We start from the raw sequence: 23,804 nt of genomic DNA, 5'->3' as shown, positions 1-23,804 counted from the left end.
GTTGATGCGCCTCTATAGCCCCTCGAAAGCGGCTTGTCAGCCTTGCCAAGGCCGCATTGTTCATCGCATTTTGCCGCCATGCGCCCCGCCATACTCGATCCGCTGTTTTCGCCCGTTTCCGCCCTGCCCGGCGTCGGCCCAAAGATCGCCGAGCTGCTGGTAAAGCTGCTTGGGCGCGAAACACCTGACGAGACGCGCGTCGTCGATCTGCTGTTTCATGCGCCGCATTCCCTCATCGACCGCCGAAACCAGCCGGGTATCGCTCGCGCGCCTCACGGCGCCATTGTCACGGTCACGGCATGGGTGGATCGCCACCAGGCACCGCCGCGCGGCAAGAGCAACATTCCGTACCGCGTCATCCTGCACGACGAGACGGGCGAACTGACGCTTGTCTTCTTCCGCGGCCAAGCGGCATGGCTGGAAAAGCAGCTCCCCTTGGACGAGGAGGTAACCGTCAGCGGCAAGATTGACTGGTTTAATGGCCGTGCGTCGATGGTCCACCCCGACTACATCGTGAAGGCCAGCGAAGCCGAGAACCTGCCTCTCGTCGAGCCGATCTATCCACTCACCGCAGGTCTTTCCCCGAAGACCCTGCGCAAGATCATCGAAGCGGCGCTGCCGCGCACGCCGGAACTGCCAGAATGGATCGACTTGGCTCTAGCGCAGAAGCAGGGTCTGCCCTCGATATCAGATGCTTTCCACGGGCTGCACGAACCTCGCGATCCCTCGGATCTCGATGCACAAGCCCCTGCCCGTCGCCGTCTCGCCTATGACGAATTCCTCGCGGGCCAACTTTCGCTGAGCCTCGTCCGCCAACGCCTGCGCAAGGTCACCGGCCAGCCCGTGCACGCCACCGGTCAAGTCAGCAAGCAGATCCTCCAGGCCTTGCCGTTTTCGCCGACCAACAGCCAGAATGCCGCGATTGCCGATATCCTGAAGGACATGGCCGGCGATGACCGCATGCTGCGTCTGCTGCAGGGGGATGTCGGCTCGGGCAAGACGCTGGTCGCGCTGTTTGCGATGGCGGCTGTCATTGAAAGCGGCGGCCAGGCCGTCCTCATGGCGCCGACGGAAATCCTTGCCCGCCAGCACCACGCAACGATCTCGAAATTTGCCGCATCCGCGGGCCTCGGCATAGAGGTGCTTACCGGCCGCACCAAGGGGCGCGAACGCGAAGACATCCTGGAAAGGATTGGATCGGGAGAGGCCCAGATCGTCATCGGCACCCACGCGCTCTTTCAGGACAGCGTCAACTACCGCAATCTGATGCTGGCCGTCGTTGACGAGCAGCACCGCTTCGGCGTCCACCAGCGCTTACGACTGACGGCGAAGGGGATCACGCCGCATATGCTTGTCATGACGGCTACGCCGATCCCGCGAACCCTGGTGCTCGCGGCCTTTGGCGATATGGACGTCTCCAAGCTGACGGAAAAGCCCGCCGGCAGGAAACCGATACAGACGATCACGATTCCGACCGAACGTACAGGCGAGATCGTCGGTCGCCTGAAGAGTGCTTTGGCAGAAGGCAAGAAGGTTTACTGGATCTGCCCGCTCGTCGAGGAATCCGAAGAAAGCGATCTGATGTCGGTGGACGAGCGTCATGCAACGCTCGTTTCCTCGCTCGGTCCGGGCATCGGCGTGATCCACGGCCGCATGAGCGGCCCGGAAAAGGATGCCGTGATGATGGCGTTCAAGAGTGGCGAAATCCGCCTGCTGGTCGCAACGACCGTGGTGGAAGTCGGCGTCGATATTCCCGATGCGACGATCATGGTGATCGAGCATGCCGAACGCTTCGGCCTGGCGCAGCTGCATCAGCTTCGCGGTCGTGTAGGACGCGGCGACGAGGCTTCGACCTGCATCCTGCTCTACAAGGGGCCGCTTGGCGAAACGGGTCATGCGCGCCTGTCGATCATGCGCGAAACCGAAGACGGCTTCCGCATCGCGGAGGAAGACCTGAAACTGCGCGGCGAAGGCGAACTACTTGGCACGCGGCAATCGGGAACACCGGGCTTTCGCATCGCAAGCCTGGAGGCGCATGCCGACCTTCTTGAGATTGCCCGCCGCGATGCCGCCTATCTGATCGAGCGCGATCCGGATCTGACCGGCGAGCGCGGCAAGGCCGTGCGCACCCTGCTCTACCTGTTCCGCCGCGACGAGGCGATCCGCTTCCTGCATGCGGGGTGAGCCGACGCGGCGCCGTGCTACATCTCGATGGGTGCCGGCAGGGGCTTGCGTGTCCGTTCCGGTTTCGCCATGCGCCCGGCAAGCTCTTCCGGCGTGACCAGACCACCGGAGATCAAAAGTTTTGCGGCGTCCTCCGGTGACATGTCGAGCGGAACGATCTTTTCGCGCGGCGTGAAGATCAGAAATCCTGCAGTCGGCACCGGCGTTGGAGGCAGGAACACGCAGACCATATCCTCGCCCATCGCCTTGAACTTCGTCGCGATCTCGCCTTTAGCATCCGTTGATATGAAGACGAGCGCCCAGAGGCCCGGGCTGGGATACTCGATGAGGCCGACCTTCTTGAACGAATTTGTCTTATCCTTCAGCACGGTCTCGAAAATCTGCTTCACGCTCTGATAGATGCTGCGCACAAGTGGCACGCGCCGCACCAGCGATTCGCTGAACTGAACGATACTCTGGCCGATCAGGTTCTTACCGAGGAAGCCGATAAGCGTGATCGCGACAAGCGCAATCAGCAGCCCTGAGCCTGGCACCGCAAAGTTCAGGTAATTATCCGGGTCGTAGCGAGCCGGCAGGTACGGCTTAACCCAGCTGTCCGCCCACCGCACCACCGACCATGTCAGCCACAGCGTAATGGCGACCGGCGCACAAATGATGAGTCCCGCCAGAAAGTTGTTCCTGATGCGAGTGGCTATCGGCAATCGGGGCAGTTTTTCCGTCATCGCGTGCTGATAACTCCGTTGAGCAGGCCGGCTATCGGAAATCAGCTCCCTCATGCTTTCCTATCTGAAAAGCTGCCAGAAATTGCCAAGCCGCACAAGTCTTCAGGGGCCGCACAAGCGGTCACTCCACCGTGACCGACTTTGCTAGATTGCGTGGCTGATCGACGTCCGTGCCCATGAAAACGGCGGTATGGTAGGCAAGCAGTTGGATCGGCAGTGAGAAGATCATCGGTGCGATGATCTCGTTGACATCAGGCAGCACGATCGTCGCCATCGTAGGCAGCTTCGATGCCGCCGCGCCTGCCTCGTCGGTAATGAAAATGATGCGCCCGCCACGCGCGGCGACTTCCTGCATATTCGATACAGTCTTGTCAAAGAAGCGGTCAAACGGCGCGATCACAATGACCGGCATGTTTTCGTCGATCAGCGCAATCGGCCCGTGCTTGAGTTCGCCTGCGGCGTAACCTTCGGCATGGATATAGGAGATTTCCTTGAGCTTGAGCGCCCCTTCCATGGCAAGCGGGAAACTCGTGCCACGACCGAGATAGAGGACGTCGCGGCATTTCGAAAGCTCGCGCGACAGGCTCTCCATCTGCGGTTGGACGAGGTTCAGCACGCGGCTCATGATACGCGGCATTTCAGCGAGATGGCGGACCAGTTCCCTTTCCTGCTCCGCGCCGATCGTTCCCCTTGCCTTGCCGGCGCCGAGTGCCAGCGATGCCAGGACGGCCAACTGGCAGGTGAAAGCCTTCGTGGAGGCAACGCCTATCTCTGGGCCTGCCATGATCGGGAAAACGGCATCCGACTCACGGGCTATGGTCGATTCCTTGACGTTGACCACTGCCCCGATCCTCAGTCCGTTCTCCTTGCAGTAACGGAGCGATGCTAGCGTGTCTGCCGTCTCGCCCGACTGCGAGATGAAGAGCGCGGCCTGCGAGGGCGAAAGCGGCATTTCGCGATAACGGAACTCGGATGCGACGTCGATCTCGACCGGCAGACGCGCGTAGCGCTCGAACCAGTATTTGCCGACGAGGCCGGCGAGATAGGCGGTTCCGCATGCCGAGATTGCCAGGCTGCTTGTGGCCTTGAAGTCGATCGCGTTGACGTTGTCGCTTATCGTGTTGCTGGCGAAGTCAACGTACTGGCTGAGGGCGTGCGAGATGACCTCAGGCTGCTCGTAGATTTCCTTCTCCATGAAGTGCCGGTGATTGCCCTTGTCCACCACGTAGGCAGTCGTCTGTGATATCTGCCGCGGGCGCTTCACCTCGTTGCCGGAGAAGTCGAGGATTGTCGCGCCGTCTCGCGTAAGTACGGCCCAGTCTCCATCGACGAGGTAGGTGACCTCATTGGTGAAGGGCGAAAGCGCGATCGCATCCGAGCCTAAGAACATTTCGCCTGAGCCGTAGCCCACCGCAAGTGGTGGGCCGGATCGTGCCGCCATGATCGTGTCGGGGGCGTTCTGGAGCATGATCGCAAGCGCGTAGGCGCCGGTTACCCGGTTCAGCATCTTGAGCATCGCCGCGCGGGGCTCGAGGCCGTCACGGAGATACTTCGCCATGAGGTGGGCGACGACCTCGGTGTCTGTCTGCGTCTCAAAGACGGCACCCTCGGCGGTCAACTCGTCACGCAGTTCGGAGAAGTTCTCGATGATGCCGTTATGGACGACCGCAACGCCCTCGACGAAATGCGGGTGTGCGTTGATCTCGTTGGGAACACCATGCGTAGCCCAGCGCGTGTGCGCAATGCCGATCGCTCCCGGCAGTGGGTCGCCGTCGAGGCGCTTTTCGAGATTGAAGAGCTTCCCCTCGGCGCGGCGACGCGCCATCTCGCCGTTATGTATGGTGGCGACACCCGCCGAGTCATAGCCACGGTACTCGAGCCGCTTCAGCGCATCAACGAGACGCCCTGCAACTGGGCTGCTTCCAACGATTCCAACAATACCGCACATAAAAGTCCCCAAAGCCTTCCGTGTTGGAGGCCACTCGTAACGATTCTGTCTTTTTTCTCAATGGCCTCGGCGGTCACTTTCGGTTTCCGCGCGTTACGCGGAGGCTTATGCCTTGGCCTTCTTTGCAGCTTTGATCGCCAGTGCGCGTTCGCGGAGCACGGTTGCCCTGCCCGGCTTCAGTTCCTGGCGAGCACGGCCAAAGGCCAGCGCATCGGCAGGAACATCCACGGTGATGACGCTGCCGGAGGCCACGTAAGCGTTGTCGCCAATGCTGACTGGCGCCACAAGCGAGGAGTTCGATCCGATGAAGGTGTTCGCCCCAATCAGTGTTTCGTGCTTGTTGACGCCGTCATAGTTGCAGGTAATCGTGCCGGCACCGATATTCGCCCCGGCACCGATCTTCGCGTCGCCGATGTAGGTGAGGTGATTGACCTTAGCCCCCTCACCAATCTTCCCGTTCTTAACTTCGCAGAAATTGCCGACTTTCGAGCCGTTGGCGAGATCGGCACCCGGCCGCAGGCGAGCGAACGGGCCGACGGCTGCGCCGGCGCTGACATGCGCGCCTTCGATGTGCGAGAATGCATGAATGACAGCGCCGCCGTCGATTGTCGCGCCGGGGCCGAAGACGACGTTCGGCTCGATCAGCGCGTCTTGCCCGATTGCAGTGTCGTAGGAAAGAAACACGGTCTCCGGTGCGATCATCGTCACGCCAGCGATCATCATCTCGTGGCGTCGGCGCTCTTGCCACAGCCGCTCGATCACGGCGAGTTCCGCGCGATTGTTGCAGCCGGTCATTTCGATTTCGGGTGCGTCGACAGCGGTGACACGGCCGCCGACGGAACGGGCAATTTCCACGAGATCGGTCAGGTAGTATTCGCCCTTAGCATTGGCGTTGCCGATGCGGGATAGGAGATCGAGTGCCTTGCGGCCGTTGATCGCCATCAGGCCGCTATTGCACCATTTCACGGCACGTTCGGCATCTGTGGCATCCCTTTCCTCGCGGATGGCGATCAGTTCGCCATCCTTGACGAGCAGGCGGCCGTAGCCGGTCGGGCTGTCTGCATGAAAGCCGATGACCACCACATCGCTGCCCTCGGCAAGGCCCTGCCGTGCCGCCTTGAGCGGTCCCTCGGTCTGCAACGGAACATCGCCGTAGGTCACTATAATATCGTCATATCCGCGCGCAATCGCCTCTCGCGCTGCCAGGACCGCATGACCGGTGCCGAGTCGCTCCATCTGCAGGTAGGTTTCGATTTTGACATTCCCGACTTGGGCAGCCTTCGCCACTTCGTCAGCGTCGCGCCCGACGACGAGCGCGACCGATGAAATGTCGCTCTTTGCCACGGCATCCATAACATGGGCGATCATCGGTCGGTTTGCGACCGGATGCAGCACTTTCGATTTCGACGACTTCATTCGCGTGCTATCACCTGCAGCGAGAATGACGGCGAGGCAAGTGCGTTCCATGGTCTGCTCCGAGAATCCGTTGTGTGCGGCCTTGGCTGCCTCATAGCAGCAAGGCACGGGCGGGACAAAGCTCAAAATGGATCAGGCGGATGCCTTGCTCATCGCCGCATAGGCGTCGCGGACGTGATCGCGGCCGTCGATGATCACAATCTCCATGGCCTTTCGGGCGCCTTCAACATCGCCGGCGACGATCGCCTCGACGATGCGCATATGCGTATCGGCTATGTCTGAAAAGCCGTTCTGCGAGGGCGGTGTACTGATGCGGAACATGCCCACCAGCGCTGCCTCGATCAGACTCCCCAACGTTCGCATAAAGGGGTTGTGAGAGGCATCGGCTATGGCGAGGTGGAAATGCAGGTCGGCGAGAGCGAGGCTTTCGCTGGTATGGCCCAGAGCCGCCATCTCCGTTGCCAGCTCACGCAGGTTCTCAATGTCTTCCTTGCTCGCCCGCTCGGCGACGAGACCGGCGGCAAACGGCTCGAACGCTAGCCGGATGTCGTAAAGCTGCAGAAGGAATTCCTCCGTCACGCCGCTGTCGAAATGCCAGGCTATGATCTCACTGTCGAACATGTTCCAGAGGTTTTTTTCCGTCACGCGCGTGCCAACGCGAGCCTTGGCGACGATCATGCCTTTTGCAGCAAGCGTTTTCATCGTTTCGCGAAGGACGGTGCGTGAGACCTTGAAGCGCTGCGCAAGTTCGGCGTCACCCGGCAGAATGCTTCCGACAGGATAGGTTCCAGCAACGATCGCCCTGCCGAGCTCATCCACGACCTGTGCATGGCTCGTTCGCGATTTACGCCCCGTTTTTCCGGTCTCAAGCAATCTATTGCGCAACGAATACCTCCCCGCTCAGGCATACCTCTTATTCATACTGGAAAGGAAGAGAATAACCTTCTGCATTAGAATGAATGCAAAAAGCAAAAGGCCTATCAAGATCTTCGTCCACCAGCTCGAGAGTGTCCCGTCGAAGGTGATATAGGTCTGAATGAGGCCCTGTATCAGGATACCGATGAAGGTACCTGCCACGAATCCCGCCCCTCCGGTCAACAGCGTTCCCCCAATGACGACTGCTGCGATCGCATCAAGTTCGACGCCGACTGCTGCCAGAGAATAACCGGCCGACGTATAGAGCGAAAAAACGATTCCGGATAGACCGGCAAGAAAGCCGGATAATGCATAGATCTGGATCGTCGTGCGCCCGACTGGAACGCCCATGAGCTGCGCCGTCTGTGGGCCGCCGCCGAGCGCATAGACATTGGTACCGAAGCGCGTGCGATGCGCCAGGAATATGCCGGCGACAAAGACCAGAAGCATGACGCCGCCGATCAGCGTTAGCCGACCACCACCCGGCATCCTGTAGTAGAGGCTTGTCAGCGTTGTGTAGTAGTCGTGATTGATCGGAATGCTGTCGATCGATAGCACGAACGCCATGCCGCGTGCCAGGAACATGCCGGCGAGCGTCACGATGAAAGCCGGCATTTCCAGATAGTGAATGATCGCGCCCATTACCGCGCCGAAGGCGGTTGTGATGATTAGCACCAACACAAACGCAACGAGCGGATGGATTGTGGTGTTTTGCAGGATGACGGCCAGGAAGACACCGGTGAACGCAATGATGGAGCCGATTGAGAGGTCGATGCCGCCCGAGATGATGACAAACGTCATGCCGACCGCTGCGATGCCGAGAAAGGCATTGTCGGTCAATAGATTGCCGATCACGCGGGTGGACAGAATGTTGGGATACTGCAACGTGCAGATTGCGTAGGAGAGAACGAAGATCACGACCGTTGCAAGGAGAGGAAGATATTTCGAGTTCATTGAATCTGCCCTTCCCTGACGCTGCTCGGTCGTCGGCTGAGAACCACGGCCACCGATTGGACCGCTGGCGACTGAATGACGAGGATCACGATGACGATCACCGCCTTGATGATCAGGTTGAATTCCGGCGGGAATCCTGAGAGCAGAATGCCGGTGTTCACAGCCTGAATGATCATTGCGCCGATCAATGAGCCGAGGATGCTGAAGCGCCCGCCAAGCAGGGAATTGCCGCCTACGACGACAGCCAGGATCGCGTCGAGTTCAAGCCAGAGACCGGCATTGTTTGCATCCGCCCCCTTGATATCGGCTGCTACAATGATGCCGGCAATCGAGGCGCAAAGGCTGCTCAGCATATAAACAGCCATCAGCAGCACCGGCGTTCGCACGCCGGAAAGCATGCTTGCACGGCGATTAATGCCGGTTGCTTCGATCAGCATGCCAAGCGCCGTGCGCCTCACGAGCAGTATTACCAGGGCGCCCATGACCAACCATATGATGACAGGCATGGGCAGGAACGCGAAGGAGCCGCTGCCGAGCGCGATCAGCCCTTCATCGTTGAAGGTCATGATGACGCCTTCGGTGATGAGCTGTGCGATCCCGCGTCCGGCAACCATCAGGACAAGCGTGGCGATGATCGGCTGGATATTGAGGACGGCGACCAGAAAGCCGTTCCATACCCCGCAAAGCAGCCCGACCCCGATCGTTACCAGCAGTGTCATGGCAAGCGAATGACCGGATACGATGGATGATGCGGCAACGGCACCGCAGATCGCGATCACAGCGCCGACCGAAAGGTCGATCCCCTTCGTTGCAATCAGGAGCGTCATGCCGATTGCCAGCAAGGCGACCGGCGCGCCGCGGTTCAGCACATCGATCAGGCTGCCGTAAAGCCGATCATTCTGAACTACGACATTAAAGAATTGCGGGAACATCATGAAATTCAAGATGAGAATGACCGCAAGAGCGATGAGCTGCGGCGCCAGCCGAATCAGCAGTGCATTGAGCGACGATCTCATGCGTCCTCCGTCTTCTTTTGGGCGGCGGCGATGGCGTCGACAATGCGCGCTGTGCTGACATTGTCGCCCGTCAGTTCCGCGACGTGCTCGCGATCGCGAAGGACCAAGATACGTGAGCTATAGGCGATAAGTTCTTCCAATTCCGAAGAAATAACGATCAGCGACATACCCTTCGCGCAGAGATCTTCGATCAACCGGATAATCTCGGCATGTGCGCCGACGTCGATCCCGCGGGTCGGTTCGTCGAGGATCAGGAAGTCCGGATTGGTGGCCAGCCAGCGCGCAAGGATCGCTTTCTGCTGGTTGCCGCCCGACAGCAGGCGTATCGGCTTCTCCCTGTCCGTCGTGCGGATGTCTAGGGCATTGATGTAACGATCCGCCAGGGCATTTTGATCGGCGCGAGAAATCGGCCGCGCCCAGCCCCTGCGCGCCTGCAGCGCTAGAGCGATATTCTCGCGAATGGAAAGGTCGCCGATAATCCCGTCCGTCTTGCGATCCTCCGGACAGAAACCGAATCCGCTGCGGATGGCAGCACGTGGATTCGACAGCGTAACCTGCTTACCGTCGACTTGTGCGGTTCCGCTGTCAGCCTGCTCGATCCCGAAAAGCAACTCGGCAGTCTCTGTGCGACCGGAGCCGAGCAAGCCTGCAACGCCCACCACCTCACCGACGCGGACCTCGAGGTCGAACGGCTTCACCTTGCCACGCTTGCCGTAGCCTTTAAACCTGTATTTGACCGGGCCGGCAGTAACCGAATGCGCCCGCGCTGTTGCTTCGGCATTCGCCAATTCATGACCGAGCATCATCGAGATCAGGCTCTGGCGAGACAGCTCGGATGTTTCGCGGGTGCCCACTAGCTTGCCATTTCTGAGTACTGTGATGCGATCACTGACCTCGTAAACCTGCTCTAAGAAATGAGTAATAAAGACAATACCAAGGCCGCGTTCTTTCAAGTTTCGCATGATGCGAAAGAACATCGCGACTTCCTGCGTGTCGAGGCTTGCAGTCGGCTCGTCGAGAATGAGGACTTTGCCGGACAAATCGACCGCGCGGGCGATCGCCACGACCTGCTGCACGGCGACCGAAAACCGATCGAGCTGTGCAGTCACATCGACGTCTATTCCATACTGATCAAGGAGTGCCCGCGCCTGCCGGTTCATCGCGCGTGCATCGATCATGCCGAACCGCTTGGGTTGACGGCCGAGGTATAGGTTCTCGGCGATGCTCAGATTGGGGAGGAGATTAACCTCCTGATACACGGTGCCGATGCCGAGTTTTTGAGCCGCGAGCGTATCGGACGGATTGATCTCGGTGCCGTCGAGAGCGAGCCTGCCCTGGTCGCGGTGATAAGCACCCGTAACGCATTTGATGAGCGTCGATTTTCCGGCGCCGTTTTCGCCCAGAAGCGCATGCACCTCGCCCTTGCGCAGCGAGAAATCGACCTTGTCGAGCGCAATGGCGCCGGGGAAGAATTTCGATACTCCGGAGGCAGTTAGAACGTTCTCGAAATCGTTAATCATGAAAGCGGCTTTTCCTGATAGGGACCGACAACGCCGCGCCGTGGACGGACATGAAATCCCGACTGGCATTCGGCAGTTCCGCACCGGCCCGTGATGGACCGGTGCGGCTCTAGCGTCAAAATCAGTAGCCGAGGTTCTTCTTTGACTCGTAGACCTTCATCGGGTCATCAGCCGGCGTATAGAGCTTCGATTCCGTCTGGATCCACTTCGGCGGAGCCTTCTTGTCCTTCAGGTAGGCGTCGAGCACGTCGAATGCGGGACCTGCCATGTTCGGCGTCAGCTCCACGGTCGCGTTCGCCTCTCCTGCAGCCATGGCCTTGAAGATATCAGGAACGGCGTCGATCGAGACGACGAGGATGTCCTTGCCCGGCTTTAGACCGGCTTCCTTGATCGCCTGGATGCCGCCCACGGCCATGTCATCATTGTGGGCGTAGAGCGCGCAGATTTCCTTGCCGCCGTTCTCAGCCTTTAGGAAGCTTTCCATGACTTCCTTGCCTTTGGTGCGGGTGAAGTCGCCGGTCTGGCTGCGAACGATCTTGAAGTTTGCCTTGCCCGCGATGGCCTCCTCGAAGCCCTTCTTGCGGGCGATGGCCGGCGAAGAACCCGTCGTGCCCTGAAGCTCGACAATGTTGCAGGCCTTGTCGCCAACGGTCTTTACAAGCCAGTCACCGGCAACCTTGCCCTCATGAACCTGGTCAGAAGTGACAGCGGTCAGGTAAAGGTCTTCAGGTGCCTTGATCGTCCGGTCGAGCAGAATCACCGGGATTTCCGACTCCTTCGCTTCCTTCAGAACCGCGTCCCAACCAGTCTCAACGACCGGGGCCAGGAAGATAGCATTGACGCCCTGGGCGATGAAGGAGCGGATCGCCTTGATCTGGTTTTCCTGCTTCTGCTGCGCGTCAGCAAACTTCAGGTCCACACCACGCTTCTTGGCCTGTTCCTTCGTGACGGTGGTTTCGGCAGCGCGCCAGCCGGATTCTGAGCCGATCTGCGAAAAACCTACTACCAGCTCTGCAGCCGATGCAGAGCCGAACATGCAGGCAGCCAGAACCGTGGCACCCAAGAGTGCAGTCTTCAATTTCATGATTTCCTCCCAAAGCCGCCTCCCGCGGCACGCATAGGAAAAAATCATATAGTATTACTTTTGTAAATGCACTTTTTGGTATGCGATGCAGAAAAAAAGGCGCTCGAAACGAGCGCCTTTTCGCATGTGCTAATTGCTTGCCGAAATCACTTCGGCAGCTTGTCGTCCACGCCTTCGACGTAGAAATTCATACCGAGAAGCGTGCCGTCTTCAGCCTTCTCGCCGGCCTTGAGCCACGGCGTACCATCCTGCTTGTTGATCGGGCCGGTGAAGGGATGCAATTCGCCCGACTTGATCTTGGCCTCGGTTTCCTGCGCCATCTTCTTCACGTCATCAGGCATGTTCGTATAGGGCGCCATCGTCAGAATGCCGTCCTTCAGGCCGTCCCAAATCTGTTCGGACTTCCAGCTGCCGTCCAGCAGTTCCTTGGTGCGCTTGATGTAATAAGCCCCCCAGGTGTCGACGATCGCCGTCAGCTGGGTCTTCGGACCCGCCGCGATCATGTCGGATGCCTGGCCGAAAGCCGGGATACTGCGCTCCGCTGCCACCTGCATCGGCGCCGTGGTGTCGGTATGCTGGGTCAGGATGTCGACGCCCTGGTCGATCAGCGCCTTGGCGGCATCAGCTTCCTTGCCAGGGTCAAACCAGGTGTTGGCCCATACGACCTTGAGCTTGAAGTCCGGATTGACCGACTTCGCGCCGAGTTCGAAGGCGTTGATGCCCATCACGACTTCCGGGATCGGGAAGGAGGCGATGTAGCCGGCAAGACCTTTCTTGGACATCTTCGCGGCGATCTGGCCTTGAATGTAGCGGCCTTCATAGAAGCGGGAATTGTACGTCGACACGTTCGGTGCTGCCTTGAAACCGGTGGCGTGCTCGAACTTCACCTTCGGAAACTTCTGGGCGACCTTCATCGTGGCATCCATGAAGCCGAACGACGTCGTGTAGATCAGGGCGCAGCCGGAGCGCGCCATGCGCTCGATCGCGCGCTCCGCATCCGGGCCCTCCGGGACGCTTTCGAGGAACGGCGTTTCGATCTTGTCCCCGAGCTCCTTCTCCAGAGCTTGACGGCCGAGGTCGTGCGCCTGCGTCCAGCCGCCGTCAGTGCGGGTGCCGACGTAGATGAAGCAGACCTTGGTCTTGTCGGCAGCCTGTGCAGCGGAGCCGACGCTCATGACTAGTGCGGCAGTTGCCGCAAGTGCGAGTGCTAGTTTCTTCATTTTAACCCCTGTTGGTTGGAAGCTTTGAAACTTGTTGTTCTTGTTCGTCACCGGTCAGGCACAAACGCCTTGCCAAGCGATGCCGGCGTGTTGATCAACGTCGTGCGCCGATTATGAGAAATGATGATGAGGACGACAATAGTCGCTGCGTAGGGCAGCATCGAAAGAAGCTGTGAGGGAATGCCGATGCCGAAGGCCTGCGCGTGCAACTGGCCGATCGTGACTGCCCCAAAGAGATAACCGCCGGCAAGAACCCGCCATGGCCGCCATGAAGCAAAGACGACAAGCGCCAGAGCGATCCAGCCGCGGCCGGCGGACATGTTCTCTACCCATTGCGGTGTATAGACGAGCGAAAGCTGTGCTCCAGCGAGTCCCGCGCAGGCGCCGCCGAACATAACCGCCAGATAGCGCGTTCGAATGACGCCGATGCCGAGCGCATGCGCCGAGCCGTGATTGTCGCCAATCGCGCGCAGCTTGAGCCCGGCGCGGCTCTTGAAGAGGAACCAGTTGATGGCGATCACCAGCACGATCGAAAGGTAGAACACAAGATCCTGGCGGAAGAGCACCGCGCCAAGAAAGGGAATGTCGGAAAGATAGGGAATGTAAATCTGCGGCACTTTGATGCCTGGCACGCCAACATAGCTTTCGCCCAGCATGCCGGAAGCGCCAAGCCCTAGGATCGTCAGCGCAAGACCTGTCGCCACCTGATTGGTCACGAGCGTCAGGGTTAGGAAACCGAAGAGAAGCGAAAAGAGCGCGCCAACCGCAATTCCGGCTAGCAGGCCGATATAGGGCGAGCCGGTCGCCTGTGCTGCCGCAAAGGCGCCGACGGCGCCCATGATCATCATTCCTTCGACGCCGAGGTTCAGGACGCCGGCGCGCTCTGTCACGAGTTCGCCGAGTGCAGCGATGACCAAAGGTGTCGCCGCCGTCATCACCGTCAGAAGGATAGCTTCGAAAATCATTAGGCACTCTTTCCGATGGCCGAATGCACGCGCGACCAGACGATCCTGATCTTGTAGTAGATCAAAGTGTCGCAAGAGAGCACGAAGAACAGCAGCAACCCCTGGAACATGCGCGTTACTTTGTCCGACACGCCGAGCGACAGTTGTGCGGCCTCGCCACCGAGGTAGGTCAGGGCAAGCACAAGGCCCGAAGCAATGATGCCCAGTGGATTGAGCCGCCCCAGGAAGGCGACGATGATCGCAGTAAAACCGTATCCCGGCGAGATCGCCGGCTGCAAATGCCCGATCGAACCCGATACTTCCGAGATACCTGCGAGGCCGGTGAGTGCGCCCGAGAAGAGGAAGCTGAACCAGATCATCTTGCGCGACGAGAAGCCCGCAAAGCGCCCGGCCCTTTCGGCCTGCCCGAGCACCACGATCTCGAAGCCCCGCAGCGTGTATTTCATCATGAACCAGACAAGAACCGCTGCGATGATCGCAAAGGCGAACGCCCAGTGAGCGCGCCCCGACTCTTCCCATATGGCGGGAAGGACTGCCTCAGGCGCAAAGTCGCGTGATACCGGGAAATTCATGCCCTGCGGGTCTCGCCAGGCGCCGCGAACCAGCCAATCGAGAAACAGCTGGGCGATGTAGACCAGCATCAGGGATGTGAGGATTTCGTTGGTGTTGAAGTGTGCCTTGAGCAGTGCCGGAATGGCGGCGAACAGCGCCCCGCCGATCGCTCCAATGATGAGCATCAGTGGCAGGACCACCGGCGAATGCCAATCGTAAAAGACGATCGGCAAGATCGATCCTGCGATTGCGCCCATCGTGAACTGGCCCTCGGCGCCGATGTTCCAGTTGTTCGACCGATAACAGACGGAGAGGCCGACGGCGATCAAGATCAACGGTCCCGCCTTGACGGCCAGTTCATGCAGTGACCAGACCTCCATTAGTGGCTCGATAAAGAAAGCGTCGAGCGCCTCGATCGGATTCTTGCCAAGCAGCGCGAACATGATCACGCCAGCGATCAATGTCAGACCAAGTGCCAGCAGAGGCGAGACGAAGCCGTAGAGCTTCGAGGCCTGCGGTCGCTTTTCGAGTTCAATGCGCATTGGCCGTCTCCGATGCGGTCTTGCTTTCATGCAGGCCGCCCATCAAAAGGCCAATCTTCTCCCGGGACAGTTCTCCCGCCGGGAAGGGCTGAGAAAGTCGCCCCTCAGAAATCACGGCAATCTCCGTTGCGACTTCGAATATTTCGTCAAGATCTTGACTGATGACGACGACTGCGGAACCGTTGCGCGCCAGGTCGACAAGAGCCTGACGAATGCGGCTCGCTGCTCCGGCATCGACGCCCCAGGTCGGCTGGTTGACAACGAGAACCGTCGGCTGGCGGTCGAGTTCGCGGCCAACGATAAACTTCTGCAGGTTTCCGCCGGAAAGCGAGCCTGCCGCCGGGTCCTCGCCGCTTTTACGCACATCCATCGCCTCGGCGATCCGTTTTGTCGCGGTCTTGACGGCGCCGCGGCGGATTACCTTAAGAAAAGCGCCGCCAAGAAAGGCTTTGCGGTCGGATTGGCTGCGTGCCAGCACAAGATTGTCAGAGAGCTTCATGGCCGAGACGGCCGCGTGGCCATGGCGTTCTTCCGGCACGAAACCGGCGCCAAGCAGGCGGCGAGCCGTGATGCCCTGGGTACCGACGGCTTTCTTGCGGATCATGATCGCATCCGGCGAACTCACTGGATATTCTCCCGAAAGCGCATCGAAGAGTTCACCTTGCCCGTTTCCGGCAACGCCCGCGATCGCCAGGATTTCGCCGGAGCGGACCGCCAGAGACACCTCCCTCAGTGGCATCGCGAAGGGGGTGCGTGCGGCAACGGAAAGATTGGTTACCGCAAGCTGGACATCGCCCTTGTTGCCGCGGTCAGGATGCGTAACGGACGCGACGTCGCTGCCAACCATCATGCGGGCGAGAGAAGCTGGCGTCTCCTGACGTGGGTCGCAGGCACCCGTGACTCTGCCGTTGCGCAAGACGGTCGCGCGGTCGCAGATGCGCTGAACTTCTTCCAGCCGATGGCTGATGTAGAGGACCGATTTACCTTCGGCCTTCAGCTTGAAGAGCGTTTCGAAAAGCTTGTCAGCCTCCTGCGGCGTCAGCACCGAGGTTGGCTCATCAAGGATAATGAGTTTGGGGTTTTGCAGCAACGCGCGGACGATCTCGATGCGCTGGCGTTCGCCGACGGAGAGATCGGCAACGTGGGCATAGGGATCGAGCGGCAAGCCATAGGCGCGCGAGAGCGCCCTTGCCTCTTGCGCAATCCTGCCGATTGGAATGCTGTCGTCGAGCGAAAGCGCGATGTTTTCAGCGACGGTCAGCGCCTCGAAGAGCGAGAAATGCTGAAAGACCATGCCGATGCCAAGCTTGCGGGCGTCGCCCGGCGAACCGATCGAAACCGGCTGGCCTTCCCACAGGATATTGCCCTCGGTCGGCTCGAGCACGCCGAACAGCATCTTGACGAGCGTCGATTTGCCGGCGCCGTTTTCACCAAGGAGAGCATGGATTTCGCCAGGGGCGATATCGAGGTCGATGTGGTTACAGGCAGCAAAGCTGCCGAAGAGTTTCGTCAGTTGCTGAACCGACAATAACGCACCGGAACCCGGCACATCAGATAACGACACGTTCCCCTCATTTCCCTCTGCCGACCCTGCCCGTTCGGGTCATTATGGGATCAGCAGCGTAGTTCCGGTAGTTTTCCTGGATTCCAAATCCATGTGAGCCCGCCCGACTTCACGCAATGGATAGGTTTGGTTGATATTGATACGCACTTTGTTGCTCAAAACAACATCAAATAACGCGTTTGCACAATTGGTTAGCTCTTCGCGTGTAGCGATGTAGGTGAAAAGCGTGGGGCGCGTTGCAAAGAGCGATCCCTTCTGTGCGAGCATGGCGAGCGTGAAGTTCTCGATCGGCCCCGAGGATTGGCCGAATGAGACGAACATGCCGAGCCGTCTCAGGCAATCCAGCGATTGCGGAAACGTGTCGCGGCCGATCGAGTCATAGACGACGTGGACGCCAGCGCCGTTGGTAATCTCGCGTACACGTTCTGCGAAATTCTCGGTGTTGTAATTGATGACGTGATCGTAGCCATGCTCGAGCGCCAAACGCACTTTGCTGTCCGACCCCACCGTGCCGATCACCGTCGCGCCGAGCGCCTTAGCCCATTGGCCGGCAATGAGGCCGACGCCGCCGGCTGCCGCGTGGAATAAGACCGCAGTACCCGGTCCAACCTTGTACGTCCGGTTAAGCAGATATTGCGCGGTCATCCCCTTCAGCATCATCGAGGCTGCAGTTTCTAGGGGGATTCCGTCCGGAACCTTGACGAGGTGCTTCGTTTCGATGTTTCGCTCGACGCTGTAGGCGCCATCCGAACCGGCATAGGCGACACGATCGCCAACCTTGAACTCCTTCACATCTTGGCCGACAGTTGTAACCGTACCAGCCGCCTCCTTGCCAGTCACGAAAGGCATATGCGGCGCGTTATAGAGCCCAGTTCGGAAGTAAACGTCGATGAAGTTCAGGCCGATGGCGGCGTGTTTGATCTGGACTTCTCCTGCGCGGGGCGGTGGCAGCTCGATATCGATGTATTCGAGAACTTCAGGTCCGCCGGTCTTGCTGAATGAAACCGCCTGCGTTTTCGCCATTGCCTTCTCCTATTCGCGTCCAAGCGCCGGGAAGAACTGCAGCACGGCGCCGATGCAGTAGAGGTAGATACCGCTAAGGATAAAGAGGGCAAGCGCCCATTGCGGGATCACAAAATGCATCAGCAGCGCATACATTCCGAGCGCCGACCATAAGAAGAAGACACCGAGGTTGAGCGGCCTGAGGCGTTGTACGCGGACTGGATGGAGAAAATTGATCGGCAGGAAGGTGAGGATGACCGAGACGAGGACGACGGCGAGTGCTGTGATTGCACTGGCATCGATGACGAACAACGTAAAGACGATCATGTTCCAGACCACCGGGAATCCGGAGAAGAAGTACTCCTCAGTCTTCATGCCGGTATCGGCGTAGTAGATTGCGCTGGATACAACGATCATGCCAGCTGCCACGAAGGACCATGGCTCACCGATCATGCCACTCTGGTAGAGCGCGAACGCCGGTAGTAAAACGTAGGTTACATAGTCGATGATATTGTCGAGTGTATCGCCCGACCAGTTTGGCAGCACTTCTTTGACACTGACCTTGCGGGCGATCGGCCCATCGATGCCGTCAACGAGAAGTGCGAGGCCCAGCCACCAGAACATATCGATGAACCGACGCTCGGCGGCCGCGACGACGCCCAGAAATGCGAGAAAGGACCCGGATGCCGTCAGAATATGGACGGAGAATGCGCGCATTTCCGCGTAAGGTACGCGCTTGTAATTGAAAATCTTCATGTTTCCCCGAGCAGCCTATGGCGTCCGCGCGCGGCAGACGCGGTTTTTGCCTAATATGCATCCTTTGCTTCGCTTCGCCAGCGCAAAAGCGATGAAGCGTGGGAAGGCCCCGGAATCCTGACCGCGACACGCATATTTCGTGCAAGTCGCCAGAGAAAGAATGGAATACCTTTAATCACGACACTATTTGTAATATCTCGCTGGCATCGAAAACATTGTGCGACGAATACGGGATCCGATACCGAAATGAACGCCCCTGCAAAGACCGAAGACTTCGCCTCCCCGATTCCGGCCGGAGTCTATGCCGAAACCGTGCTCAGCGTGACGCATTATACGGATCGCTTGTTCCGGTTCACGATGACGCGGCCGCAGGGTTTCCGTTTCCGGTCTGGCGAATTCGCGATGATCGGCCTTATGGTTGACGGCAAGCCGATTTTCCGCGCCTATTCGATCGCAAGCCCCGCCTGGGCTGAAGAACTCGAATTCTTCTCGATCAAGGTGCCGGACGGCCCGCTGACCTCGCATCTACAGGCGATCACGCCGGGCGACCAGGTCCTGATGCGCAAGAAGCCGACAGGCACGCTGGTGCTCGACGCGCTCACGCCCGGCCGTCGTCTTTATATGTTTTCGACCGGCACCGGCATTGCGCCCTTCGCGAGCCTGATCCGCGATCCGGAAACCTATGAGAAGTACGAGGAGGTCATCCTCACCCACACGACCCGCGACGTGGCCGAACTGAAATATGGTTTCGATCTGGTCGAAGAAATCAAAAATGACGAACTCCTGCAGGAAGTCGTCGGTGACAAGCTGCGCCACTATGCGACGGTCACCCGCGAGGACTTCGAGTATCGCGGCCGCATTACGGATCTGATCTCGTCAGGCAAGCTCTTCACCGATCTCGGCGTTCCGCCGCTCGATCCATCAATCGATCGTGGCATGATCTGCGGTTCGTCTGCGATGCTGAAGGACACGAAGGATCTGCTGGAAAAGGCCGGCCTCAATGAGGGCGCAAACAGCAAGCCGGCGGAGTTCGTCATCGAACGTGCGTTCGTCGGTTAAATCCCGCTAGATACACTGATCTACGGCCCTTAACAGGGCCGTTTTCAGTTATGGCTGCTAAGATAGTTGATCAGCGCGCTCATAGCTTGGCCGGCATCCTTGGACCTCCCCTGCTGAATGGCCCGTATGACTGTGACGTGCAACGAGATGGACTGATCCATTCGGTCGGGACTCTTGGACGCGGACCAGAGCCGACGCGAATGCGTCTGAACCGGTGCAAGGGCTGACGTTATGAAGGCGTTGGGGCAGGCTTCTTCCAGGATTTCGTCAAAGGCCTTGTCTGCGGCGAAGAATGCCGCCAAGTCGCCGGTTGCCGCGCATACTTCCATCGCTTGCGCACATTCGGCCAGCTCCTTGCGCTGCTCTGAGGTGGCGAAGTCGGCGGCCAGTGCGGCCGCAATCGGCTCGAGCTCGCGGCGGACCTGCATGACATTCTCATGGTCCGTCGGCTTGATCTCGGCCACCTGCAATCCGACGCGCGGCTTCACCACGATCAACCCCTGCCACGCCAGCTTCTGAATCGCCTCGCGCACGGGTGTTCGACCGTGCCCGGCAAGGTCGATCAAGTGCTTCTCGGTGACTAAAGCGCCTGGTTGCAACGTCAGCGTCACGATCGCATGCTCTAGGGTGAGATAGGCAAGGTGGCTGAGTGAGTTCTGCATTCGCGTATCCGTGGCTTCGGAAAATGTCAGGTGTCGCGAAGGCGACTGTAAAAGCTCATGATATATCAGCGTTCGCGCGAACGGCAAGCTGGCGCCGAGCGCGGATCATGTTGCAAAATGGAAGAAACCGGACGGCGCCTACTCGTGCCTCAGCGCCTCGATCGGGTTAAGCTGTGCGGCACGGCGTGCCGGGAAATACCCGAAGACCATCCCGATCGCGGCGGAGAACACGAACGCCACGGCGATCATAGTGGGGTTGACCACGAAAGGCACGTTGAGGACGGTTACTGCCCCATAGCCGAGGCCGATCCCTAGCAGGATCCCCGCGACGCCACCGAATACCGACAATGCCACAGCCTCGACAAGGAACTGCAGCAGCACCTGGTTTTCCAGCGCGCCGATCGCCAGCCGTATACCGATCTCTCGGGTGCGCTCCGTCACGGACACCAGCATGATGTTCATGATCCCAATGCCGCCGACGAGCAGGCTGATCGCGGCGACCGCGCCGAGTAGGCTGGTCAACAGCGTCGTGGTGCCGGTCATTGCGTCCGCAATCTGCGTCATGTCATTGACGCTGAAGTCATCTTCGCGACCAGGGATGATTCTCCGACGCTCGCGAAGCAGGTTTTCCGTCTCGTCCTGAACTTTCGTCGTCGAGACGCCGTCGCGCGCCGAGATCACAATCATCTGGACATTGGCGTTCGCTTTGCCACCGATCCGGCGTTGATAGACCTTGACGGGCATGACGACGACATCGTCCTGGTCGTTGCCCATGCCGGATTGGCCGCGCTTGGCAAGGACGCCAATGACGCTGCACGAAACCTTGCCGACGCGAATCTGCTGCCCCGTGGGGTCGGCTGCGCCGAAGAGCTGCAAGCGCACGGTCTCGCCGAGGATGCAGCGCGGGCGCCCACGCTCTTCTGCCGCATCGAAGGTGCGGCCGATCGCCATGCCCCAGTCCTGGGCGATGAAATAGTCGTTGGTCGTTCCCATCACGGTCGTCGAACGGCTCTGCCCGCCGTAAATGACCGTCGCGGTCGTCTGGTTGAGCGGTGCTGTGGCGCGCAGGCCATTGACCTGATCGCGGATGGCATCGACATCCTGGACGGTGAAGCGACGGGCCTCAGAACTTGCGCGACCGGGACCGAATTGACCCGGACGTGCAAACAGCATGTTGGTGCCGAGCCTTGAAAGCTCGGCCGAGACCTGGGCGGTCGTGCCGTTGCCGATCGTCACCAGCGCGATGACGGCCGCCACGCCAATGACGACACCGAGCACGGTAAGGAACGACCGGAGTATGTTGCGACTGATTGCGCGCAGCGCGAGTTTCAGCGTCTCAAAAAACATGATCCGCCCTCCCACGATGCTCGACTTCCGTCTCGAGCTTGCCGTCGATAAAGCGAAGCAGCCGCTGGGCGTAGGCCGCAATGTCCGGCTCGTGCGTGACCATGACGATCGTAATGCCCTGTTCGCGATTCAATCGCGTCATCAAGTCCATGATCTCAATGCTGGTCTTGGTATCGAGATTACCGGTCGGTTCATCCGCCAGAAGCAGCGAAGGTTCCGTCACAATCGCCCGGGCAATGGCGACGCGTTGCTGCTGGCCGCCGGACAGTTCCTGCGTCTTGTGATGTTCGCGCCCGGAAAGACCCACAAGCCCGAGCGCCTCCTTGGCCGTGCGGTGACGCTGGCTTGCATGCATGCCGCGGTAGATCAGCGGCAGTTCGACATTTTCCAAAGCCGACGTGCGCGGCAGCAGGTTGAACCCCTGGAATACGAAGCCGAGCATATGGCGGCGCAGCAACGTCAGTTGGCTGCGGTCGAAGCCCTGTGTCGACACGCCTTGGAAAATGTAATCACCGGCGCTCGGCACATCGAGACAGCCAAGAATGTTCATGGCCGTCGACTTGCCCGAACCGGAGGGTCCCATGATGGCGACGAATTCATGCTCGCGGATCGCCAGATCAACCCGATCGAGGGCGCGAATTGCCGCCTCCCCCTGACCGTAGATCTTCGAGACTTGCTTGAATTCGATAAGTGGCGGGCTCGTCATCGTGACCCTCGCTATTTCGCCTGCGCGGTGGCGTCGGTAATCACGGCGTCGTTTTCCTTCAGGTCTCCAGAAACGATCTGAGTGAATTGTCCGTCGGAGGACCCCACTTGGATGATCACGGCTGCCGGCTTGTTTGATTTCAGAACCCAAACGCGCCGCTTTGTTCCAGTTAGGGCTTCGCCGCCCTGGTTGCCGGTCCGCGGTCCCATCCGGGGTGGCCTGAGCAATCCGAAGATGCCGCGATTCCGGGAAGATTCTACAGCCGGCGGCGCATAGCGAAGCGCCGAATTGGGTATCATCACAGTATTCTTGACCGCTTCGACGGTGACGTCCGCCGTGGCAGTCATGCCCGGCCGCAGCAATAGGTCGGCATTGTCGACCGACAGGATCGCTTTGTAGGTCACGACATTGTTCGTTGTCTCTGATGCAAATCGGATTTGCTTGATCTCGGCCGGAAAGGTCCGGTTGGGATAGGCATCGACCGTGAACGTCGCCTTCTGGCCGACGGCAATCTGACCGACATCGGCCTCGTCGACATCGACCTGCAACTCCATCTTCCTCAGATCGCCGGCGATCACGAAAAGCACGGGCGCCGACAGCGACGCCGCCACTGTCGCGCCCGGATCGACCGAACGCGTCAGAACTACGCCGTTGATCGGCGAGACGATCTTCGCTTTGGCGAGGTTGACCTCGGCAAGCCGCAAATCAGCCTCGGCGGAGAGCACAGCAGCGACATTAATGTCCTTGGCAGCAACCGCAGAATCGAACTTGTAGCGCGCGTCCTCAAGGCTCTGTTGTGTCGACACGTTGCTTTGAACGAGATTGCGGAAGCGCTGGAACGAGCTCTGCGCCGACTCGAGGTCAGCTGTGGCCTTCACAACGTTGGCTTTGGCCGAATCAAGCTTCGCACGCGAACTCTTGACGTCGGCTTCAAGCTTGTTCGTATCGAGCGCGGCAAGAACCTCGCCGGCCTTGACCTCGCTGTTGTAGTCGACGTTTACGTCGCGAACCGTTCCGGACAGCTCGCTTGATATATCCACTTGCTCCGTCGGCTGCACGGATCCCGTAGCGGTGACCAGCACGGTTAGGTCGCCGCGCTTAACAGGCTGAGTGGCGTAGCTGTATTGGTTGCCCTCTTGCCGCGAATACAAGTAGGTTACGCCGCCGGCGGCAAGAATCAGCAGAAGCAATACCAATAGGCGACCACGCCAACTGCCCTTGGACTGTTTGCGTGAGGCCGCAAGGACGGCCGCCAGATCGGCGCTCGCCTTTGTCGGCTTGGTTTCGTGCATATCCTTGACGTCGTTCATTCCGGCCTCGATCAACGTGCGGCAATGCAGCCGTCAGCAAAATGAGCACGTCGAAGCTGAACGACAGATTAGCATCAGCCCCCGGATTGGCACGAAATGGCAGTGGAATGAAATGAAATCTTGGTAATGAAAGTTCAGTTTTCCGTAGGATCAATTGGCCTCAAGGGCATTGCTTCGTGTTGCCCGGTGCCTCCCTCTATCGGGCGCAGCCAGATTTTCGCCGTCTTTGATCCAAAACATTGAAACGACTGGAGATCGATCGGAGGATTCTTCAGTGAACCAATTCGGATCGTTGCGAGCTCATCGCTAAGACTGAGAAGGCATCCGCCACATCGCGGACAGAAGCTGCGACCCGCATAG

Annotated in this window: 20 protein-coding genes; 2 read left to right on the top strand and 18 right to left on the bottom strand. The window is 59.3% G+C overall.

The genetic code is table 11. From position 1 onward, the window contains the following. Nucleotides 1-78 precede the first annotated feature (78 nt). Nucleotides 79-2,184 (top strand): ATP-dependent DNA helicase RecG, encoded by a 2,106-nt coding sequence (recG, locus tag FHT71_RS21420; protein WP_183721821.1) that lies wholly within the window; start codon nucleotides 79-81, stop codon nucleotides 2,182-2,184. A 17-nt stretch (nucleotides 2,185-2,201) separates the two neighbouring features. Here the strand turns inward: recG and FHT71_RS21415 are convergent, their stop codons facing one another. The 14 genes from FHT71_RS21415 to pcsA all read right to left on the bottom strand — a co-directional run bounded on the left by FHT71_RS21415 (nucleotide 2,202) and on the right by pcsA (nucleotide 18,360). Beyond that, nucleotides 2,202-2,906 carry a DUF502 domain-containing protein gene (locus tag FHT71_RS21415; protein WP_037082866.1) on the bottom strand — a complete coding sequence of 235 codons (705 nt, stop codon included), beginning with the start codon at nucleotides 2,904-2,906 and terminating at the stop codon, nucleotides 2,202-2,204. 121 nt (nucleotides 2,907-3,027) lie between these two features. Then, on the bottom strand, nucleotides 3,028-4,854 hold the full coding sequence (gene glmS / locus FHT71_RS21410) for a glutamine--fructose-6-phosphate transaminase (isomerizing) (protein ID WP_132591092.1): 1,827 nt from the start codon (nucleotides 4,852-4,854) through the stop codon (nucleotides 3,028-3,030). A 105-nt stretch (nucleotides 4,855-4,959) separates the two neighbouring features. Continuing rightward, a complete protein-coding gene (glmU, locus tag FHT71_RS21405) occupies nucleotides 4,960-6,321 on the bottom strand; it encodes a bifunctional UDP-N-acetylglucosamine diphosphorylase/glucosamine-1-phosphate N-acetyltransferase GlmU (protein ID WP_183721818.1) in 1,362 nt (453 codons plus the stop codon). An 81-nt stretch (nucleotides 6,322-6,402) separates the two neighbouring features. Next, nucleotides 6,403-7,155 carry a FadR/GntR family transcriptional regulator gene (locus FHT71_RS21400; RefSeq protein ID WP_007793641.1) on the bottom strand — a complete coding sequence of 251 codons (753 nt, stop codon included), beginning with the start codon at nucleotides 7,153-7,155 and terminating at the stop codon, nucleotides 6,403-6,405. Nucleotides 7,156-7,170: 15 nt separating this feature from the next. Next, nucleotides 7,171-8,139 (bottom strand): galactofuranose ABC transporter, permease protein YjfF, encoded by a 969-nt coding sequence (yjfF, locus tag FHT71_RS21395; RefSeq protein ID WP_132591096.1) that lies wholly within the window; start codon nucleotides 8,137-8,139, stop codon nucleotides 7,171-7,173. Beyond that, entirely contained in the window at nucleotides 8,136-9,155 is a 1,020-nt protein-coding gene (locus FHT71_RS21390) for an ABC transporter permease (protein ID WP_183721815.1), read from the bottom strand. Before FHT71_RS21390 ends, yjfF begins: the two co-directional genes overlap by 4 nt. After that, the gene (gene ytfR, locus FHT71_RS21385) at nucleotides 9,152-10,675 is read right to left on the bottom strand and encodes a galactofuranose ABC transporter, ATP-binding protein YtfR (RefSeq protein ID WP_183721812.1); all 1,524 of its coding nucleotides are present in this window, start codon (nucleotides 10,673-10,675) and stop codon (nucleotides 9,152-9,154) included. The genes FHT71_RS21390 and ytfR overlap by 4 nt, the downstream gene beginning before the upstream one ends. A 121-nt stretch (nucleotides 10,676-10,796) precedes the next feature. Next, nucleotides 10,797-11,759, bottom strand: coding sequence for a galactofuranose ABC transporter, galactofuranose-binding protein YtfQ (ytfQ, locus tag FHT71_RS21380; protein ID WP_007793656.1), 963 nt, complete (start codon nucleotides 11,757-11,759; stop codon nucleotides 10,797-10,799). Nucleotides 11,760-11,905: 146 nt separating this feature from the next. Next, on the bottom strand, nucleotides 11,906-12,979 hold the full coding sequence (locus tag FHT71_RS21375; RefSeq protein ID WP_183721810.1) for a BMP family ABC transporter substrate-binding protein: 1,074 nt from the start codon (nucleotides 12,977-12,979) through the stop codon (nucleotides 11,906-11,908). Between the two features lie 47 nt (nucleotides 12,980-13,026). Then, on the bottom strand, nucleotides 13,027-13,944 hold the full coding sequence (locus FHT71_RS21370; RefSeq protein ID WP_132591102.1) for an ABC transporter permease: 918 nt from the start codon (nucleotides 13,942-13,944) through the stop codon (nucleotides 13,027-13,029). Then, the gene (locus FHT71_RS21365) at nucleotides 13,944-15,038 is read right to left on the bottom strand and encodes an ABC transporter permease (RefSeq protein ID WP_132591104.1); all 1,095 of its coding nucleotides are present in this window, start codon (nucleotides 15,036-15,038) and stop codon (nucleotides 13,944-13,946) included. Before FHT71_RS21365 ends, FHT71_RS21370 begins: the two co-directional genes overlap by 1 nt. Beyond that, nucleotides 15,028-16,602, bottom strand: a complete 1,575-nt coding sequence (locus FHT71_RS21360; protein WP_183721807.1) for an ABC transporter ATP-binding protein — start codon at nucleotides 16,600-16,602, stop codon at nucleotides 15,028-15,030. The genes FHT71_RS21365 and FHT71_RS21360 overlap by 11 nt, the downstream gene beginning before the upstream one ends. A 42-nt stretch (nucleotides 16,603-16,644) precedes the next feature. After that, complete coding sequence (locus FHT71_RS21355) at nucleotides 16,645-17,625, bottom strand: quinone oxidoreductase (RefSeq protein ID WP_132591108.1); 981 nt, start codon at nucleotides 17,623-17,625, stop codon at nucleotides 16,645-16,647. A gap of 9 nt (nucleotides 17,626-17,634) precedes the next feature. Continuing rightward, complete coding sequence (gene pcsA / locus FHT71_RS21350; protein WP_132591110.1) at nucleotides 17,635-18,360, bottom strand: phosphatidylcholine synthase; 726 nt, start codon at nucleotides 18,358-18,360, stop codon at nucleotides 17,635-17,637. Between the two features lie 246 nt (nucleotides 18,361-18,606). Here pcsA and FHT71_RS21345 point away from each other — a divergent pair, with 246 nt between their 5' ends. Then, complete coding sequence (locus FHT71_RS21345) at nucleotides 18,607-19,419, top strand: ferredoxin--NADP reductase (protein WP_132591112.1); 813 nt, start codon at nucleotides 18,607-18,609, stop codon at nucleotides 19,417-19,419. Between the two features lie 44 nt (nucleotides 19,420-19,463). Here FHT71_RS21345 and FHT71_RS21340 read toward each other — a convergent pair whose 3' ends face one another. The 4 genes from FHT71_RS21340 to FHT71_RS21325 all read right to left on the bottom strand — a co-directional run bounded on the left by FHT71_RS21340 (nucleotide 19,464) and on the right by FHT71_RS21325 (nucleotide 23,444). Further along, nucleotides 19,464-20,081: a GntR family transcriptional regulator gene (locus FHT71_RS21340; protein WP_132591114.1), complete on the bottom strand. Its 618-nt coding sequence runs from the start codon at nucleotides 20,079-20,081 to the stop codon at nucleotides 19,464-19,466. 138 nt (nucleotides 20,082-20,219) lie between these two features. After that, on the bottom strand, nucleotides 20,220-21,428 hold the full coding sequence (locus FHT71_RS21335; protein ID WP_132591116.1) for an ABC transporter permease: 1,209 nt from the start codon (nucleotides 21,426-21,428) through the stop codon (nucleotides 20,220-20,222). Next, on the bottom strand, nucleotides 21,418-22,134 hold the full coding sequence (locus FHT71_RS21330) for an ABC transporter ATP-binding protein (RefSeq protein ID WP_007793684.1): 717 nt from the start codon (nucleotides 22,132-22,134) through the stop codon (nucleotides 21,418-21,420). The genes FHT71_RS21335 and FHT71_RS21330 overlap by 11 nt, the downstream gene beginning before the upstream one ends. An 11-nt stretch (nucleotides 22,135-22,145) precedes the next feature. Beyond that, nucleotides 22,146-23,444, bottom strand: coding sequence for an efflux RND transporter periplasmic adaptor subunit (locus FHT71_RS21325; RefSeq protein WP_132591118.1), 1,299 nt, complete (start codon nucleotides 23,442-23,444; stop codon nucleotides 22,146-22,148). Nucleotides 23,445-23,804 lie beyond the last annotated feature (360 nt).

Source organism: Rhizobium sp. BK060 (assembly GCF_014193145.1).
Taxonomy (GTDB): Bacteria; Pseudomonadota; Alphaproteobacteria; order Rhizobiales; family Rhizobiaceae; genus Rhizobium.
The sequence above is the reverse complement of the archived record's forward strand: the minus strand, read 5'-3'. Positions and strand labels throughout refer to the sequence as shown.

Bases quoted from the DNA above. Each gene is read 5' to 3' on its own strand.
- FHT71_RS21335 (WP_132591116.1), bottom strand. From the start codon at position 21,428: ATGTTTTTTGAGACGCTGAAACTCGCGCTGCGCGCAATCAGTCGCAAC.
- yjfF (WP_132591096.1), bottom strand. From the start codon at position 8,139: ATGAACTCGAAATATCTTCCTCTCCTTGCAACGGTCGTGATCTTCGTT.
- recG (WP_183721821.1), top strand. From the start codon at position 79: ATGCGCCCCGCCATACTCGATCCGCTGTTTTCGCCCGTTTCCGCCCTG.
- FHT71_RS21375 (WP_183721810.1), bottom strand. From the start codon at position 12,979: ATGAAGAAACTAGCACTCGCACTTGCGGCAACTGCCGCACTAGTCATG.
- FHT71_RS21365 (WP_132591104.1), bottom strand. From the start codon at position 15,038: ATGCGCATTGAACTCGAAAAGCGACCGCAGGCCTCGAAGCTCTACGGC.
- ytfR (WP_183721812.1), bottom strand. From the start codon at position 10,675: ATGATTAACGATTTCGAGAACGTTCTAACTGCCTCCGGAGTATCGAAA.
- ytfQ (WP_007793656.1), bottom strand. From the start codon at position 11,759: ATGAAATTGAAGACTGCACTCTTGGGTGCCACGGTTCTGGCTGCCTGC.
- glmU (WP_183721818.1), bottom strand. From the start codon at position 6,321: ATGGAACGCACTTGCCTCGCCGTCATTCTCGCTGCAGGTGATAGCACG.
- FHT71_RS21330 (WP_007793684.1), bottom strand. From the start codon at position 22,134: ATGACGAGCCCGCCACTTATCGAATTCAAGCAAGTCTCGAAGATCTAC.
- FHT71_RS21370 (WP_132591102.1), bottom strand. From the start codon at position 13,944: ATGATTTTCGAAGCTATCCTTCTGACGGTGATGACGGCGGCGACACCT.
- glmS (WP_132591092.1), bottom strand. From the start codon at position 4,854: ATGTGCGGTATTGTTGGAATCGTTGGAAGCAGCCCAGTTGCAGGGCGT.
- FHT71_RS21340 (WP_132591114.1), bottom strand. From the start codon at position 20,081: ATGCAGAACTCACTCAGCCACCTTGCCTATCTCACCCTAGAGCATGCG.
- FHT71_RS21355 (WP_132591108.1), bottom strand. From the start codon at position 17,625: ATGGCGAAAACGCAGGCGGTTTCATTCAGCAAGACCGGCGGACCTGAA.
- FHT71_RS21415 (WP_037082866.1), bottom strand. From the start codon at position 2,906: ATGACGGAAAAACTGCCCCGATTGCCGATAGCCACTCGCATCAGGAAC.
- FHT71_RS21325 (WP_132591118.1), bottom strand. From the start codon at position 23,444: ATGAACGACGTCAAGGATATGCACGAAACCAAGCCGACAAAGGCGAGC.
- pcsA (WP_132591110.1), bottom strand. From the start codon at position 18,360: ATGAAGATTTTCAATTACAAGCGCGTACCTTACGCGGAAATGCGCGCA.
- FHT71_RS21345 (WP_132591112.1), top strand. From the start codon at position 18,607: ATGAACGCCCCTGCAAAGACCGAAGACTTCGCCTCCCCGATTCCGGCC.
- FHT71_RS21390 (WP_183721815.1), bottom strand. From the start codon at position 9,155: ATGAGATCGTCGCTCAATGCACTGCTGATTCGGCTGGCGCCGCAGCTC.